Origin of the sequence: Nostoc sp. T09 (assembly GCF_002154695.1) — a bacterium.
Lineage (GTDB): Bacteria > Cyanobacteriota > Cyanobacteriia > Cyanobacteriales > Nostocaceae > Aulosira.
Genome location: NZ_MTAV01000131.1, coordinates 16,885 through 32,298 on the forward strand (window position 1 = coordinate 16,885; position 15,414 = coordinate 32,298).

The 15,414-nt window shown below is 40.0% G+C and carries 13 protein-coding genes; 5 read left to right on the plus strand and 8 right to left on the minus strand.

What is annotated here, in order from left to right; genetic code table 11:
* Nucleotides 1-41 precede the first annotated feature (41 nt).
* The gene (locus BV372_RS24710; protein ID WP_086689139.1) at nt 42-1,808 is read left to right on the plus strand and encodes a right-handed parallel beta-helix repeat-containing protein; all 1,767 of its coding nucleotides are present in this window, start codon (nt 42-44) and stop codon (nt 1,806-1,808) included.
* Nucleotides 1,809-1,836: 28 nt separating this feature from the next.
* Here the strand turns inward: BV372_RS24710 and BV372_RS24715 are convergent, their stop codons facing one another.
* The 8 genes from BV372_RS24715 to BV372_RS24750 form a co-directional block, all read right to left on the minus strand.
* The gene (locus BV372_RS24715) at nt 1,837-2,727 is read right to left on the minus strand and encodes a class I SAM-dependent methyltransferase (protein ID WP_086689140.1); all 891 of its coding nucleotides are present in this window, start codon (nt 2,725-2,727) and stop codon (nt 1,837-1,839) included.
* Nucleotides 2,728-3,004: 277 nt separating this feature from the next.
* Nucleotides 3,005-4,291 (minus strand): ABC transporter ATP-binding protein, encoded by a 1,287-nt coding sequence (locus tag BV372_RS24720; RefSeq protein WP_086689141.1) that lies wholly within the window; start codon nt 4,289-4,291, stop codon nt 3,005-3,007.
* On the minus strand, nt 4,292-5,083 hold the full coding sequence (locus BV372_RS24725; RefSeq protein WP_086689142.1) for an ABC transporter permease: 792 nt from the start codon (nt 5,081-5,083) through the stop codon (nt 4,292-4,294).
* Complete coding sequence (locus BV372_RS24730) at nt 5,080-6,333, minus strand: glycosyltransferase family 2 protein (protein WP_086689143.1); 1,254 nt, start codon at nt 6,331-6,333, stop codon at nt 5,080-5,082. Before BV372_RS24730 ends, BV372_RS24725 begins: the two co-directional genes overlap by 4 nt.
* 11 nt (nt 6,334-6,344) lie before the next feature.
* Nucleotides 6,345-7,289, minus strand: a complete 945-nt coding sequence (locus tag BV372_RS24735; protein ID WP_086689144.1) for a class I SAM-dependent methyltransferase — start codon at nt 7,287-7,289, stop codon at nt 6,345-6,347.
* A 50-nt stretch (nt 7,290-7,339) separates the two neighbouring features.
* Nucleotides 7,340-8,599, minus strand: coding sequence for a glycosyltransferase family 2 protein (locus tag BV372_RS24740; protein ID WP_086689145.1), 1,260 nt, complete (start codon nt 8,597-8,599; stop codon nt 7,340-7,342).
* Nucleotides 8,592-9,785, minus strand: coding sequence for a glycosyltransferase family 2 protein (locus BV372_RS24745; protein WP_086689146.1), 1,194 nt, complete (start codon nt 9,783-9,785; stop codon nt 8,592-8,594). The genes BV372_RS24740 and BV372_RS24745 overlap by 8 nt, the downstream gene beginning before the upstream one ends.
* Before the next feature lie 10 nt (nt 9,786-9,795).
* Entirely contained in the window at nt 9,796-10,920 is a 1,125-nt protein-coding gene (locus tag BV372_RS24750) for a glycosyltransferase family 2 protein (protein ID WP_086689147.1), read from the minus strand.
* 297 nt (nt 10,921-11,217) lie between these two features.
* Here BV372_RS24750 and BV372_RS24755 point away from each other — a divergent pair, with 297 nt between their 5' ends.
* From BV372_RS24755 to BV372_RS35430, 4 genes are all read left to right on the plus strand, one after another.
* The gene (locus BV372_RS24755; protein ID WP_256973439.1) at nt 11,218-12,267 is read left to right on the plus strand and encodes a glycosyltransferase family 2 protein; all 1,050 of its coding nucleotides are present in this window, start codon (nt 11,218-11,220) and stop codon (nt 12,265-12,267) included.
* 119 nt (nt 12,268-12,386) lie between these two features.
* Complete coding sequence (locus tag BV372_RS24760; RefSeq protein WP_256973440.1) at nt 12,387-13,841, plus strand: NAD(P)/FAD-dependent oxidoreductase; 1,455 nt, start codon at nt 12,387-12,389, stop codon at nt 13,839-13,841.
* 125 nt (nt 13,842-13,966) lie between these two features.
* Nucleotides 13,967-15,136, plus strand: a complete 1,170-nt coding sequence (locus tag BV372_RS24765) for a hypothetical protein (protein ID WP_086689148.1) — start codon at nt 13,967-13,969, stop codon at nt 15,134-15,136.
* Nucleotides 15,133-15,312, plus strand: coding sequence for a hypothetical protein (locus BV372_RS35430; RefSeq protein ID WP_143845265.1), 180 nt, complete (start codon nt 15,133-15,135; stop codon nt 15,310-15,312). Before BV372_RS24765 ends, BV372_RS35430 begins: the two co-directional genes overlap by 4 nt.
* Nucleotides 15,313-15,414: the final 102 nt, after the last annotated feature.

Consider the following 15,414-nt stretch of genomic DNA (forward strand, 5'->3'; position numbering starts at 1 on the left):
ATCTCAATTTTGGCATTAATTATAATATTTGGTGAGGAGCTTTGGACTATTTTTTTCTAAATTTATTCAATCTCTTGCTAGGAGATCAAAATCCTGGTAATAAAGCAGATGAGCGTACTATTCTTATAGCTAGCCATCAGACTAATAGTGTTGGATACGAGCAGAAAATCGGTAAGGTTTTTACAAAAAATTTGTTAGATGTTAGCCCAGGGCATCTGATACAAAATATTCCAAAACATCATCAGCGCGTTTCCGTTATTAACAGTTCCTCTGAACAAAAAATAAATAGTTATTACATCAGCCCTTTAGGCAATGATTTCAATCTAGGCACTTCACCAGCAAGTGCGTGGCGAACTATCAACAAAGTTAATAATTCCAAATTTCGCCCAGGCGATCGCATCCTATTTCGAGGAGGAGCTATTTTTAAGGGTAATCTCATCTTTGATGCTAATGATCGCGGCACAGCCATAAATCCAATTATTATCAGTTCTTATGGAAGAGGTCGTGCCACTATTAATGCAGGAAATGAGACGGGAATTAATATTCATAATACTGCTGGTTATTATATCTCTAATCTCAACGTTTTTGGCTCAGGTAGTTCAACTAATAGGGGAGATGGAATTAATTTCTACAATGATCTAGCTGGTAACGTGAAGCTTGAGAAAATTACTTTTAACAACATCGAAGTTAGTGGCTTTGGCAACTACGGAATTGCTATTGGTGGTTGGAATCAGCAAAGTGGATATCGCAATGTCAGAGTGACCAATGTTCTGACTCATGATAACAGGAAAGCGGGACTAATTACTTACGCTCAAATGTTAAACGTCAACCAAAATATTTATGTTGCCTATGTGAGAGCTTACAACAATTTGGGCATTCCCGAAGATTCAACTCCGACAGGAAGTGGAATTGTTTTGGGAAGCGTAAATACTGGTGTGATTGAACGCTCTGTAGCTCATAATAATGGCGCTCTCAATAATTCTCCTAATGGTCCGGTTGGCATTTGGACTTACGATTCTACTAATATTACTATTCAATATAATGAATCCTATAAAAATCGTACGGGTGGAACAGCTGACGGAGATGGTTTTGACTTGGACCAAAATGTCTCTAATTCTGTTGTGCAATATAACTTTTCTCATGACAATGATGGCGCTGGATTTTTACTTTCGCAGGGTGCAGATAATCTAAATCATACGGGTAACTCCATTAGATATAACATCAGCCAAAATGACGCAAGAAAGCTGAATTATGGGGCAATTCATATATTCGGGAAGGTTAGGAATGCCGAAATTTATAACAATACTGTATTTATGCAAGCAGGCTCAACTAATAGCCCGTCAGCAGTCCTGATTTATAACCCCGTTAACAGCGTACATTTTCGTAACAATATCTTTCAGACTAAAAACGGTTTAAAACTCATTGTTGCTCCTCAGAATTCCACAGATCTACTTTTTCAAGGAAACAATTACTATGCAACTGGTAGTTCTTTTAATATTCGTTGGGGTGAGATGACTTACAATAGTCTTAATAGCTGGCGCATAATTACAGGTCAAGAAAAGGTTTTATCAAGAAATGTCGGCATGAGCCTCAATCCATTATTCATCAACCCTAATGCTGGAAAGACAATTAACAATCCAGCTTTGCTGAATAAACTTAATGCCTATCGACTAGGCCCAACTTCACCCTTAATCGATGCCGGATTAAATTTAAAGTTGCTTTTTGGTATCAATCCAGGAACCCAAGATTTTTATGGAAAGGTACTGCCAAATCGTTTGGGCTATGACATAGGGGCTAATGAATTCTAGATGATTAAACCTGCAAGAAAATTCCCTCCTATGAAGATGGTTTTTGTAGAATAACTAAGTCTTGTGCCGCCACCCATGTTGGTGTACTTCCTGACCAAATTCCTGGTACGGGTAACTGGGCTAAATGCAGTCCAGCTTTGGTTGTAAAATCCTCAATTAAACTTAGTTTATAGGCTGTCATCTGTTCTGGATTATTCGGTTCTGCAATGGCAAATTCATCTCCATAAGAGCCATAAGTATGATCAAAATTGAACCCAGTTCGAGCAAAACCAAGTGGTCGAGGTTGTCCACGTCGGTAATTGTCTAATAAAAAAAAGCTAAATACAGCTCGTCCGTTGGGCTTCAGTACACGAGCAGTTTCCTGAAAATAATTGGCAGCTGCTTCTGGTAGCATGTGCGTAAATACGGAAGCAGCATAAACCAGATCAAAACAATTATCTTGATAGGGAAAATGATAGTCTTTAGCCTGAATCTGCCCTGCTGGATTGTAGAAAGTGTTATGTATATTAGCCCAGATAAAGCGGAAGTTAGGATGAGCCTGATGAAATGTTCGTTCTAGAAAAGCAACTTTTTCTTGACAAATTTCAAAACCGTCATAATCTCCTTGAGAAGATAATATATAGCGTAGAGGAAACGCAATTCTTCCTAGCCCACAGCCGATTTCCAAGATGCGACTGGTTCTAGTAATACATCCGTAAACTCTCAGTAACATACTCCACTCTTCAGCCCAACGGAACCATTCTTCTAGAGTGTTAATTCCCTCTAAATCCATTAGTTCTAGTGGTGGTATCAAGTTAGGCTCATACGCAACCCAATCAGGGAATTTTTCAGCCTGCTCACTCTGTTGAGTTTTATAGTAGCGTTGTAATAAGTTGAGCCAGGGGCTTTTAAACAGATTTGCTTTCCACTGTGCAATCATAATTGATCTGCTCTCCTATTAAAGAATCTAAAATAATTTAATCTGTGTAAGAATTCAGCACCCAGGAGTCAGAAGTCAGAATTTAGAGGTAATCTATAGGACTCATATTTGATTTTTGAAAAAAACTCAGTACAGTTTTATTCCTTCTTCCCTGTTCCCTGTTCCCTCCCTACGTAAATAATTTCAGTAATCAAATCGGATTGCTATAGTAGATTAGTAAATTGATTCATCAAATATTTCTCCTCATCCTTTAACCCTTCTGGCTCCTGAATTCTTACTAATCTATTTCTTTAAAAAATGCGTAATTTGAGATTTTTGCTGGCTGAGGATTTGGCATTTTTATCCCCTTCAATTCCCAGTAGCATGGAGGAGAAATAATCCCATTTTTGCTAACAGATGACTGAACCTGTAATGAATAAACGTGCCAGTGGTAGTCATAAGCATAAGCCCAATCTGACTTATAAATTCCCACATTAACGAAATACTTTCCTTGAGCAAGATCTAAGCGATTAATATGAAGGCTGATTTTTCCTTGACCTTGAATTCCCGGAATGTTTAACCCTATTATTTCCGTATTTGTGTCTAGACAAACTTGACCGTCCTGCTGACTAATCGAGACACTAAAAATAGGTGACTCAATAAATTGTGGTGAGAGATAATCAATTTCAACTGTGAGAGAATCACCGCTATTAATTCCGGAAACGGGCGCAAGCCTCACATCAGTAATTTCGCTTTCTAAAGAGCCAAAGCGGTTTTCATTAACTCGGAGTTCGTTTCCCGTTTTTGTCATCTGAGGTGGCCTTGTAGGAGTGCGTCGTTGAGTTTCCGATCGCATCTGTGCCACATACTGTCCTGCAACCACTTCCGGCTCGCCATCAACTACGATTCTTCCCTGCTGTAACCATAAAGCGCGATCGCACAGTTGTTGAACTTGCTCCGCACTGTGAGAAATGTAGACAATAGCACAGCCTTGTTCTTTGAGATCAGCAATGCGTTCTAAACACTTGGTTTGAAATGAAATATCTCCCACTGAGAGAAACTCATCTACCAAAAGAATTTCTGGATTAGTATGGACAGCTACCGAAAAACCTAGCCGCATTTGCATTCCAGTGCTATAAGTCCGCAATGGGTTATCTATAGACTCTGTTAATTCTGCAAAATCAACAATATCATCGAAACGCCGCGCCACTTCTTTACGGGTTAATCCGGCGACAATACCAGTTACAAAGATATTTTCTCGTCCGGTTAAATCAGGAGAAAAACCAGATCCTAAGTCTAGTAGTGCTCCTATTCGCCCATTCACTATAACTCTGCCTTCATCGGGACAACCAACGCCACCAATTAGCTGTAGCAGTGTGGATTTACCTGCGCCGTTTTTACCAAGAATGCCTAGCATCTCGCCTGGGGAAACAGTAAAGCTGATATCTCGTAAAGCCCAAAAACTCTCTACTGCTCTCATGCGCCGCCAGCCTGCCAGCGCTGCTTCCATAATAGTACGCGGTCGATCCGCATGATAGCGATTAAACCGCTTACCAAGTCGCTGTACGATAATAGCTTCAGGCATTTACAGTTCCTCCACAAAGCGATGACTCTGTCGCTTAAAAAACTGTAGACCAATGGGCAAACAAACTACCATCACTACAGCCAGAATGAATAAAGATTGCCAATTGGGTTGCGTTCCTTGCATCAGTATGGCTCGGTATGCTGAGACAATATGTACCATTGGATTTAAATAGTAAAGATACTGATAACCTAGTGGTACATTCTTAATATCGTAAAAAATTGGCGTGAGATAGAAAAATAGCTGTAAAATTATACCGAGAGTATGCTGGGTATCTCGAAATGTCACGTTGAGAGCAGCTAGTAAATAGGATAAGCTGACCGTTAGTACAAATTGAAGAGCCTGTAAAATTGGCAACAAAAGGATGACAGGTTTTAATTCAATCCCATCAATTAATAAAAAAATGATCAAAACTGGCAGCGCCAGCATAAAGTGAATTAAACCTGTTGTGGTAATCACCACTGGCAAAATCGCGATCGGGAAACCAGGTTGTCTAATCAGAGCGCGATTTGCAATGATCACGCCAGTTGATTGGTAGAGGGCAGTTTGAAACCAATTCCAAACCAGCAAGCCACTAAATACAAAAGAAGAATATTTGGGAATTGATACGGGTAGCACCAACTGGAAGATAAAGGCAAAAACCGCCAGTTGCAGTAATGGATTAATCAATGTCCAAGTTACTCCCATTACCGATCGCTTGTAGAGCAACTTCATGTCCCGATTGACTAGTTCGCGCAAGAGATCTAACCAATAGATCACCTGGCGTTTGTATAGCGGCCTAGCGAAAACTTTCACAACAGCACCTCATCGCTCACTGCTTTCCCGACACTTGCTTTTGGGGGCTGGGTGGCAATTTGTCTTGCCGATGCCTGCGTTGTTCTGTAGGCGAATAGACTGAAGAACATTCCAGCTAATTCCATAACAACCAACTGTCGTGGCAGTTTACGCGGAGGAAGAATAAGATTGCGAAGAATCCATTTACCTAACCAATCGGATAACCAGAAATTCAGAATTGATGACCTACTGACAGTCTGGTTACGAATACAGGTGAGGAGATAACAGCCAAAAGCGCGACCATTATCATAGATTTGTTGGCGCAGGGCCAAGAAGTAGCGTCTATGAGTATGCCAAACTAACATTGCAGGCTCATAAAGGAGCGTGTGTCCCTGGGCAACGACACGATGGAACAACTCGATGTCACCGCCACCCCCACTAGGAGTACCAACATCCAGCGCTACATCAAAAAAGCCGATCTTAGCAAAGAGGTTACGGCGAAAAGCCATGTTGGCTCCTACACCAAAGCTACTTGCCCAAATTATTTCTCGCTCGCTGAGTGTATCCCGCCTGATCATCTTCCGCCGAAAGCCTTTGCCCATGCCACCATAATCAAACTCAAAGAGAAACTGTGGCAAGGTTTCCAATTCTGCGGGAGCAACTAACCCAGTGACTGCCATAACTTCTGACTCGGCAAAAGCGTTAGCGATCGCTTCTAACCAAAAATTATCTACCTGCACGTCATCGTCAGTAAAGGCAAGGATGTCATAACGCGCCTCAATAATTCCACGGTTGCGTGCCCAGTCTAATCCTGGGCGATCTTCGCGTACATAACGCACAGGTAGGCGCGCTACTAACTTCGCGGTTTCATCATTACTTGGTGCATTATCAACGACGATAATTTCATAGTTTGGATAATTTAGCGATAAGAGTGATTGCAGACAGCGTTCTAATTGTGTAGTGCGATCGCGGGTACAAACAATCACACTAATGGGACTAATTGCTTCTGGTGGTTTACTGCTAGTTTCCCTATCACTAAGATTTCGCTTGCTCACGGCTCGCATCAGCTCTGTTCCCAGCTGGTTGGCAATCTCCTGTTGAAGTTGTTCGGCTGAAACCATAGGTGTACTTGGGTTAGGAATAGAAACCCAAACCCAGCTAAGTGGCTGCTTATGGTAACGTACCAGAATCCAGAGGCTATCGTATCCTTCACCGCCCCAAATTGGCACGATCTTTTCTGAGAGTTCAAGCTCAAGCACCTTAGTTGGCATAGAAACTTACCTTATATCTTTTTAATCCAGATACTCGATCCCGCATGTTGACCACACAAAGGCATTTCATTCTGTAATCTGTCTCTATATAAGTGACCAATAAAAGAATTAAAATAAACTATCTTAAACGCGCTGTTATATTGTAAAAATGCTCTCAACAGGTAAGCTTCATTCCATGCCCGACCTTGGTATACCCATTCTTTGGGATATTCAAAAGGGTAATATATATCATGTAAGTGAATATAAACACCGCTTTTAATATGAGGCAATATTCTAAAGAAAATATGATTTACATCACTATCTATTTTGGAGACATGGGTAGAGTCAATGAACAGAATGTCTCCTGCATTCAGAGATGAAAAGTTGCTAAGTTCGATATCTTGAAGATTATTTGGAATAATTTTAATTCTATCTACATCAGAATGTTTTATTAATGATAGTAATAATTCTGGGTAAGGCTCAATAAATGTACATAATATTTCATTATTAAAAAACATTTCATTTGTATCTAGCATCACGCATGAGGAATACCCAGACCCAATTTCTATAATCTTCTTTGGCTGGATATGCCTGATCATGCTGTAGAGAATAATTGCTTCACCATAAGAATAATTAGGATTATCGAAGAAATATCTCAAATTATCTGTTTTTTGCTCTTTAAATGGCTGTTGAGCGTAGTATGACTTAAACTCAGTTAATAAACCAAGTTGTTCTGCTTCATTGAGATCAACACCCAAAATTTCTTTAGGTATATTTCCAAAAATTTCTGCTTCCTTATCTTTAATTTTTTCAATAGAAGGAATGGGGGAGTAAAAATGTCCTGGCGGCCATCCAAGCTGGTATTGTTTGATTGAAGATTGTAAATTATTTATCTGAGTATGTAATTGCTTAATTTCCGAATAAAGTTGTTTCACTAGAGGTAGTCTTTTAATAGGATTTTCTATCAAGCTTTTCATGATTAATTCCTGAGATTTTTAGGAGAGTAGATAACTTAGTGAAAAACTCATCAATCAACACTAGTAAATTTGTTGATTGCACCCTCCATTGCTAGTGCTTGTAGTAGTGAAAAAGCTAAGGTATGCGCCAAAATTGGGCGAAGATGCACTCCTCGCAGTCTTTCAGCACCAGATTGACAAGGGATACGACCCACAGCATATTGCCCATAGCGAAGACGAGCCGCCGCCGGACGTTTCTTGTCTAGTTGCTGCTCTGCCAAGCTTAATCCTTCTTGAAGATCGAGTTCAATCTCAACACCCGATTGATCTGGGCGGATCGATCCGCCTTGTAAAAAGCTGGCTAGTCCTTTGTGAGTTTTCAATTCATCTACAACTCCTCGAAAGTACCAATAGCCATGCAGTCGTTCATTCAAATTTTGCCAAAAACCACGCATTCGCAGCGATTCTAGTACGTTTAATAACCACCGAGATCCAGCCGCTAGTAGATCGGTAAGGGCTGGTATGCTAAAGCTGAGAAAGATTATTAGGCGATCTAACCAGGAAACAGGAGTTCCAAAATAATAAAGTCGTAGGTTAGGTATTAAATCAGGATGACAACGACCAAATAGGATGTCAGCACGCCCCTCATTACGTTTTCGAGAAAGCGAACGGTCAAGATTAGTGACTTCGTCGTGGTGATAACCTAAGGCATTATGAGCAAATACGAAGTCAGCACCAGCCTTAATCAAGCGCGCACCAAGTTCGTAGTCTTCTCGACACCGAAAAGTAGTATTGAATCCACCAATGCGCTGGAATAATTCTGCTTCTAAGGAAAAGTTACCGCTGAGCAAGTCTTCATAAGTATAGCGATGACCTAGCTGGCGCATACTCTGAAACTTTGTTTCCCACCAAGTTCCAAGCTGGATATGGAAGAAGCTAGACGAGTTTTGAAGCCGAGGCGGGAGATAGCCAATAACTACTAGTTCGGGGTGGAACTGATGAGCTTTGATGTGAGCCTCTACTAAGTGCGGTGACGCTTCGATATCATCATCTAAAAAAAGCAGCAGTGAGCCTGTAGCAGATGCTGCTCCTTGATTTCGCGCTGTGGCGGCTCCTTGTCCTGGCTGTTCGATGACCTTAAGAGCAAAGGGCACTTCATAATTGCAGAGCATTTCCAGCGTGCCGTCGTTACAACCGTCAGCAACGACAATAACTTCCATCTCCTGTAGAGGATAAGTTTGCAGTTTCAGGGCATCTAGGTTGCGTTTAAGAGAGGCACTGCGGTTATGAGTTGGAATAATTACACTAATGCTTGGTGTGATTTTATTCATTTTGGCTCCTTACAGTCTGAAGCTTTCTTCGAGAAGAAATGTAAGCCCAAGGACCAGCTAGACAACCTTGCAATTCTGCCAAGATCAGATCGAGTGGTACACTGCTAGGCCGACCCAATAGCGATCGCACTAGTGCTGGTAATTGATCGTGCCAGAACCAGGCTAAGGCTATCTGGAGGATACTAAATTCCCGCTCGAATAGTAAATGACGAGTAAACAGAGAATAAACCCCTACCCCATAACCGTAGAATGTTTGGCGCAATTCCTCCCAAGTCCGTCGATGTCGGTGCCAGCTAACGGCTGTCGGTTCATAGACGATGCGGTAGCCAGCGACTAATATGCGGGCAAACATCTCATGGTCGCCACCAGAGCGGGTAATAGTGCCTGCGTCTAGTGCTTCATCAAAAGAACCAACTAGATCTAGCACGCTGCGACGCAAAGCCATGTTGGCTCCTGCTCCTACTCGACCTGTTGCTAGCGGGTTGTGGCGATTACTGTCAAATACATTACGTCTGAAACCTCTGCCAAAAGGATAATATTGTTCAAACCACTCTTGAGCCTCAGTTTCTAGTTCTAAAGGCATTGTCAAACCTGTCACACATAAAACGAGTGGATCGTTAAAATTCCTGAGAAATGCTCTGAGCCAATTAGGATCGGGAGCAGCATCATCGTCAGTGAAAGCGACAATTTCGTTTTTTGCCTCGCGCATTGCCCGATTACGAGCTATGTCTAAACCTGGTCGAGGTTCGCGGATATAGCGGACGCGCTCGTAGTTTTTGACGAGCTGCTGTGTATCCTCAGTTGAGGGACAGTTGTCAATAATTAAAAACTCTTGTTGATCGTCAGGCATCCGCATCAGTGCATCCAAGCAACGGCGCAGATCTTCCGGGCGATCGCGCGTACAAACAGCTACAGTTGCTTTTGGTAGTGTAGAGTTACTTGTACCTGTTTCATCCCACTCTAAGTAATTTTGTAGCCAACGCTCCCACAACAATGGGCCTGCTGCACTGATAAGATGATCTTGCAATTCAACTCCACTGATTCGTCCTTTAATTACTGGTAGTAGTGCTTTACCAATTGGTTGGCCTTGCAGTCGAATTAAAATTAATGCTTTTTGGTAACTATCTAATCCGCAAATTTTTTGGGGGAGTTGCTTTAAATCAATGTCAAGGACAGCAGTTGCCATATTGTATTTCCTAAATCAATTTCATTGCTCGATGTAACATACTGCTAAATAAAATTTTTACTTGGATGTTTAATTGAGGTTTATTGATTTTGGTGATATTAGTATATTTATACTTATGAGTTTTTTTTATCGAATGTATTAGTCTAATAAAAATATCTTGCTGGGAAAAAATTACCGAAGGCAGCGATTTAGTTATGCTTCTAAAAATGCTTTTAATACTTAAGGTATATAGACTTAAATGCAAAATAGGTGTAAATAAATTTGATTTTAAAGCTTGGACTAGCCAGAATAATGTATTGCGATCGCTTCCACTTTGGCTACTTTGCCGCGCTAAATACATATAGAAGCTACTGCTAGACAGTCGATAGAGAAATCTGGAAATCTCCGGATGCTTTTGTTGCACACTATCTAACATTAATTGATGAGATTTCGCCATTATCTGATAGTTTCCTGACATACTGCTGCAAATCTGTCGATAGCCAATGAGAAATTCTGGAACGACTTTAAATCGATAATGCTCAGCAATGCGTAGGGATAGTTCCCAGTCTTCACAGCCTTGAGCATTGTTTGCTTTTAAATTACAGTTGTAGCCACCTACTTTTTCAAAACAAGTACTACGGATTAAACAAGCACTAGCATTGCCCAAAAAATAATGGCATAGCAATGTTTTGTAGACATTTCCCTCGATATGAGAAACACGAAAGCCGCCTGTAGGCGTATCATTTTCATCAATATCCATCGACCATGCATAGACTAACCCAATATCCCTTCCTCCCTCTAAAATACATTGCACTTGTCTTTCTAGATTTTGGGGATACCAGATATCATCTGCATCAATTGGTGCAATAAATTCTCCTTGAGAATTTTGAATCGCTAAGTTGCGAGCAGCAGCTACTCCTGAATTCGGCTGTTGTAACAGTATTACACGTTGGTCATTCAACGCAATTGATTGCACTATCTCGGCTGTTCTGTCTTGAGAACCATCATCTACTACCAAAACTTCTATATTTTTATATGTTTGCGAGAGGATTGAATGCAATGTCTTTTGAATAAACTTCTCTGCATTATATGCAGGAACTATAACTGATACTAAAGGACCTAAAGACGTCTGATAACACTGCTGATCGCTACCCATTGTATACTTACGTATGTGATTTTTTTCTCAGTTGTACGGCAAAACATCTGGTACTTAGGTATATTTTATTCCGTCAATTGAAAATCATCCGATTGATGACCAGTTAATGCACAATGGTAGCTGCCCTCTAAAGAGTGAGGCTAACACATTAAATTTGTAGTCTTTAATACTTTACGAAAAATTTATATAACTTTTAAGATTCCGTGAAGATACGAGTAATATTGTTCTACTTTAATAGATCTTCATAATATTAGTTAAAATACATACACGCACAAGTTACTACTTAGGTAAAGAAAATTGACTTCATCTAACTTGCAACATTTACCTAGTATCTCTGTGATTATTCCTGTTTACAACGGGGGCAAAAATTTTTACAAATGTCTTACGAGTATATCTCAAGCTTTAGCTTCTGCCTATGAAGTGATTGTGGTGGCTGATGGTGATACAGATGGTTCTTGGCTCCTAGCCAAGAATTTTGGCGTAACAGTAATTAGAAATCCTATTTCTGTTGGCCCGGCCAAAGCGCGTAACTTAGGTGCAAAGGTGGCACGAGGTGAGCTACTGTTTTTTGTAGACGCTGATGTAGAAATTTATCCTGACACTATAGAGAAAGTTGCCATGACTTTCCAACAGGAACCAGATATATCAGCGCTAATTGGCTGTTACGATGATGCACCAGGAGCAAGCAATTTCTTGTCCCAGTACAAGAATTTATTTCATCACTATACTCACCAGACAGCTTCAGAAGAAGCATCTACCTTTTGGGGTGCTTGTGGAGCAATCCGCAGAGATATTTTTTGGCAAATTGGTGGTTTTGATGAAAGTTATCGTCAACCATCTGTAGAAGACATTGATTTAGGCTATCGGCTGAAGCGGCATAATTATCGAATTAAGCTGTGTAAGCACATCCAGGTTAAACATCTCAAGCGATGGGAAGTAATTTCTTTACTCAAAGCCGAATTTTTCTATCGTGCCCTTCCTTGGACTGCTTTAATCTTACGCGATCGCCAAATGATTAACGATTTAAATTTGAGGTTGAAAAGCCGAATTAGTATTGTGTTAATTTACACAATTTTGCTTAGCTTCATAGCAAGCTGTTGGTGGACAAGTTGCCTCATACTTACCTTTGTTCTGAGTCTTGTACTTCTGGTACTCAATGCTCCTGTCTACCAATTCTTTTGGACAAAACGGGGTTTGTTATTTGCATTCCAAACCGTTATCTGGCATTGGCTGTATTACTTTTACAGTGGACTTGCATTTGCTATTGGTGTAATCCGTCATCAAATATTTAATAATCGTTGGCTTTCCTTGGGGCTGTTTCAAAAGTTTTCTTTCGGTAGTCGCTAAGAATTAAATGCTAGCTGTGATATTGCACAGTAGCGTTATGAAGTTGGAGAGAGAGATAAATTGCCGCTTACTTCAGTTCCTTGTTGGGTAATTCAATCAATATTGTAGAATTCGCAACTATGACTTTGAAAAAACATCCTGTAGTGATCATTGGAGCAGGCCCAGCTGGTTTGACTGCTGCCTATGAACTGATAAAGCATGGAATTAAATCTGTAGTGCTCGAAAAAGCTGACAAAGTTGGTGGGATTTCTCGCACTGAAGTTTACAAAGATTACCGCTTCGATATTGGCGGTCACCGTTTTTACACTAAGGTCGAGGAAGTCAAGCAACTCTGGCAAGAAATGCTGGGAGAAGAGTTAGTCAAAGTTCCTCGTTTGTCACGCATTTATTACCGAGGTAAGTTCTTTAACTATCCCCTATCACCATTCAACGCTCTATCAAATCTTGGTATCGTTGAAAGTCTACTGATTTTATTGAGCTATTTCAAAGCAAAATTGTGGCCTAACCTTGAAGAAAAAACTTTAGATCAGTGGGTAACTAATCGTTTTGGCAGTCGCCTCTACAAAATATTCTTCAAAACCTATACTGAAAAAGTATGGGGTATTCCGTGCAATAAAATTCAAGCAGAGTGGGCAGCACAACGAATTAAAGGATTGTCGTTGAAGTCCGCTGTCTTGAACGCCTTGTTTGGTAGTAACGATACTAAAACCTTAATTAAGGAATTTGATTATCCAGTTTTGGGGCCAGGCTTGATGTGGCAGCGATTCCAAGAAGCTGTAGAAAGCAAAGGTAGTCAAGTCTCTCTCAATGCTAAAGTCACTCGTATTCAACGCGAAGGAACCAATATTAAGAGTATCACTGTTCAGCAAGATGGAAAAATTTGCAAAATCACCGGAGAACATTTTATCTCCACCATGCCTGTAACTCTACTGGTCAATCGCCTCGATCCTCCAGCACCAGACGATGTAATCCAGGCAGCAAAATCACTAAATTATCGAAATTTCATCATTGTATCGCTGATTATTGATGCCAAAGATCTGTTTCCCGACAACTGGATTTATGTTCATAGTTCAGAAGTCAAAGTAGGTCGAATCCAAAACTTTAAGAATTGGAGCGCTGCTATGGTTCCCGATCCAAATAAAACTTGTTTGGGTATGGAATATTTTTGTAGCGATGGTGATGAGATCTGGACTATGTCTGATAGTGAATTGCTTGATTTAGCAACATCTGAAGTTGCTAGGTTAGGAATCGCTAATACAAATATTGTTGAGGATGGTGTTGTATTACGCCAAGCAAAAGCTTATCCAGTATACGACCGTGATTATCGTCAGCATTTGCAAGTTATTCAAAAGTTTTTGGCAAGATTTGATAACATGCAAACGATTGGACGCAATGGGATGCATCGTTACAACAATCAAGATCATTCGATGTTGACAGGTATGTTAGCAGTCAGGAATCTGCTAGGTGAAAAGCATGATTTGTGGGAAGTCAATACTGAACGTTCTTACTATGAAGAATTTACGCAAGATGAACTGAAGAAGACACCAAAGGCACTGCTATTACAACGCAATTGAATCTCAAGCGAAAATCGCTCTCTAATGCAAGTTGGCAATTAGTTATCAAAGACGGTCATCTACCAATTAATTGATTTCAGAGTGCAGTGAAAGTTAATATTGTTTGAAATTACTAGAATAGCTTTGTGTTTAATATTTATAATAAAAAAAATAAATTATCTGTATTTTTCATCTTTGCTTTAATTACATTATATTTAGCAATATTCTTTTTTTTAAACAAACTTCAATTTCCAGCAATGTGGGATGAAAAAAGCTTTTGGCAAACTAGTCTGTTGTTTAGCAAGAGTTTGATTCCTGATATAGCTGAGTTAAAAAATTATGCTGAGTTGAATACACCACTACCGTTTATAATTTTTGGGATTCTTGAGTATCTATTTCACGGTGGTTTATTTGCTGGAAGACTATTAAATTTATTGCTTTCTTTTATAATTTTATGCCTAATTGGATTTTCTAGCCGCAAAAATAGGAGAGCCAGTTTATTAGCAGCATTTGGACTTTTACTATGTCCATATTATTTGTTTTATAGTGTCCTTTTATATACAGATAATATTGCGATATTTTTTGTTTTACTGGGCTTTTGGTTCTACACCCGTTCTCATCATATTTTAAGCAGCTTTGCTTTTATTTTAGCAATTGCCTCACGCCAATATATGCTGGCTTTCCCCGTAGCTATAGCTGTTCACGAGTTGGTTACTTCTAGGCAAACAGGGGTAAAGTTACGCATTCAATTGTTAGCGCCTGTTGTGGCCTTATCATCTATTTTTGTTTGGATTTGGCTGTTTGGTGGACTTGCTCCCAAAGCTGGCTTAGGAAAGGAAGTAACACCAGTAGTTCAACAATTAGCCTGGTCTTTTTCAATAAATGGTAGCCTTTACTTTCTATCATGGATCGGGTTACATTTTGTGATTCCTGAATGGCTGGTATTTTCGAGAAAGCTCCAAAAACAAAAGTTATTTACTCGGAAAATTTTTGTTATAGCTGCCGCTTTATTACTTTTATTTTTGATATTTTCTAGTCCCTTGCAATCGCATGGACTCATTGCTAAATTAACTGATTTTTTACCAGGGAATTTATTCAAGATTGCTGTATTTTATGGTTTAGCTTTATTAGCATGTGTGCGGTTCTCTCGGATTAATTTGGTCTTTTGGTTGCTGGTAATGAACTGTGGCATTATGCTAAAAGCTTACCCTTGGGAGAAATATGTTCTCCCCCTAGTTGTAGTATTGTGGTATCTCAAATCTTTGAATCTACTAGATAAGACGCTAAAACATAGCGTCCCCAATACTAGTAATTGAGCATTTATTTTAGCCAGCGATCGCCGATCTTGCCGCGCGATCGCTACCATTGTTGTAATATCCGATCTTGCTTGAAACGGGAAGAGTGCGATCGCATTTTTAGCCTACACAATCAAATGGCAGCCGATGCGATCGCTTACAATTGGCATAACTCAAATTCGCGTCAATGTGCGTAGACGCGGAGCGACTTGTCGTTGACATCGCTAAAAACTTCTCCCTCTCATCCCAATACTTGTCGGTTAAGGGGAAAAGGGGAAGGGGAAAGAAAAAACCTTTAA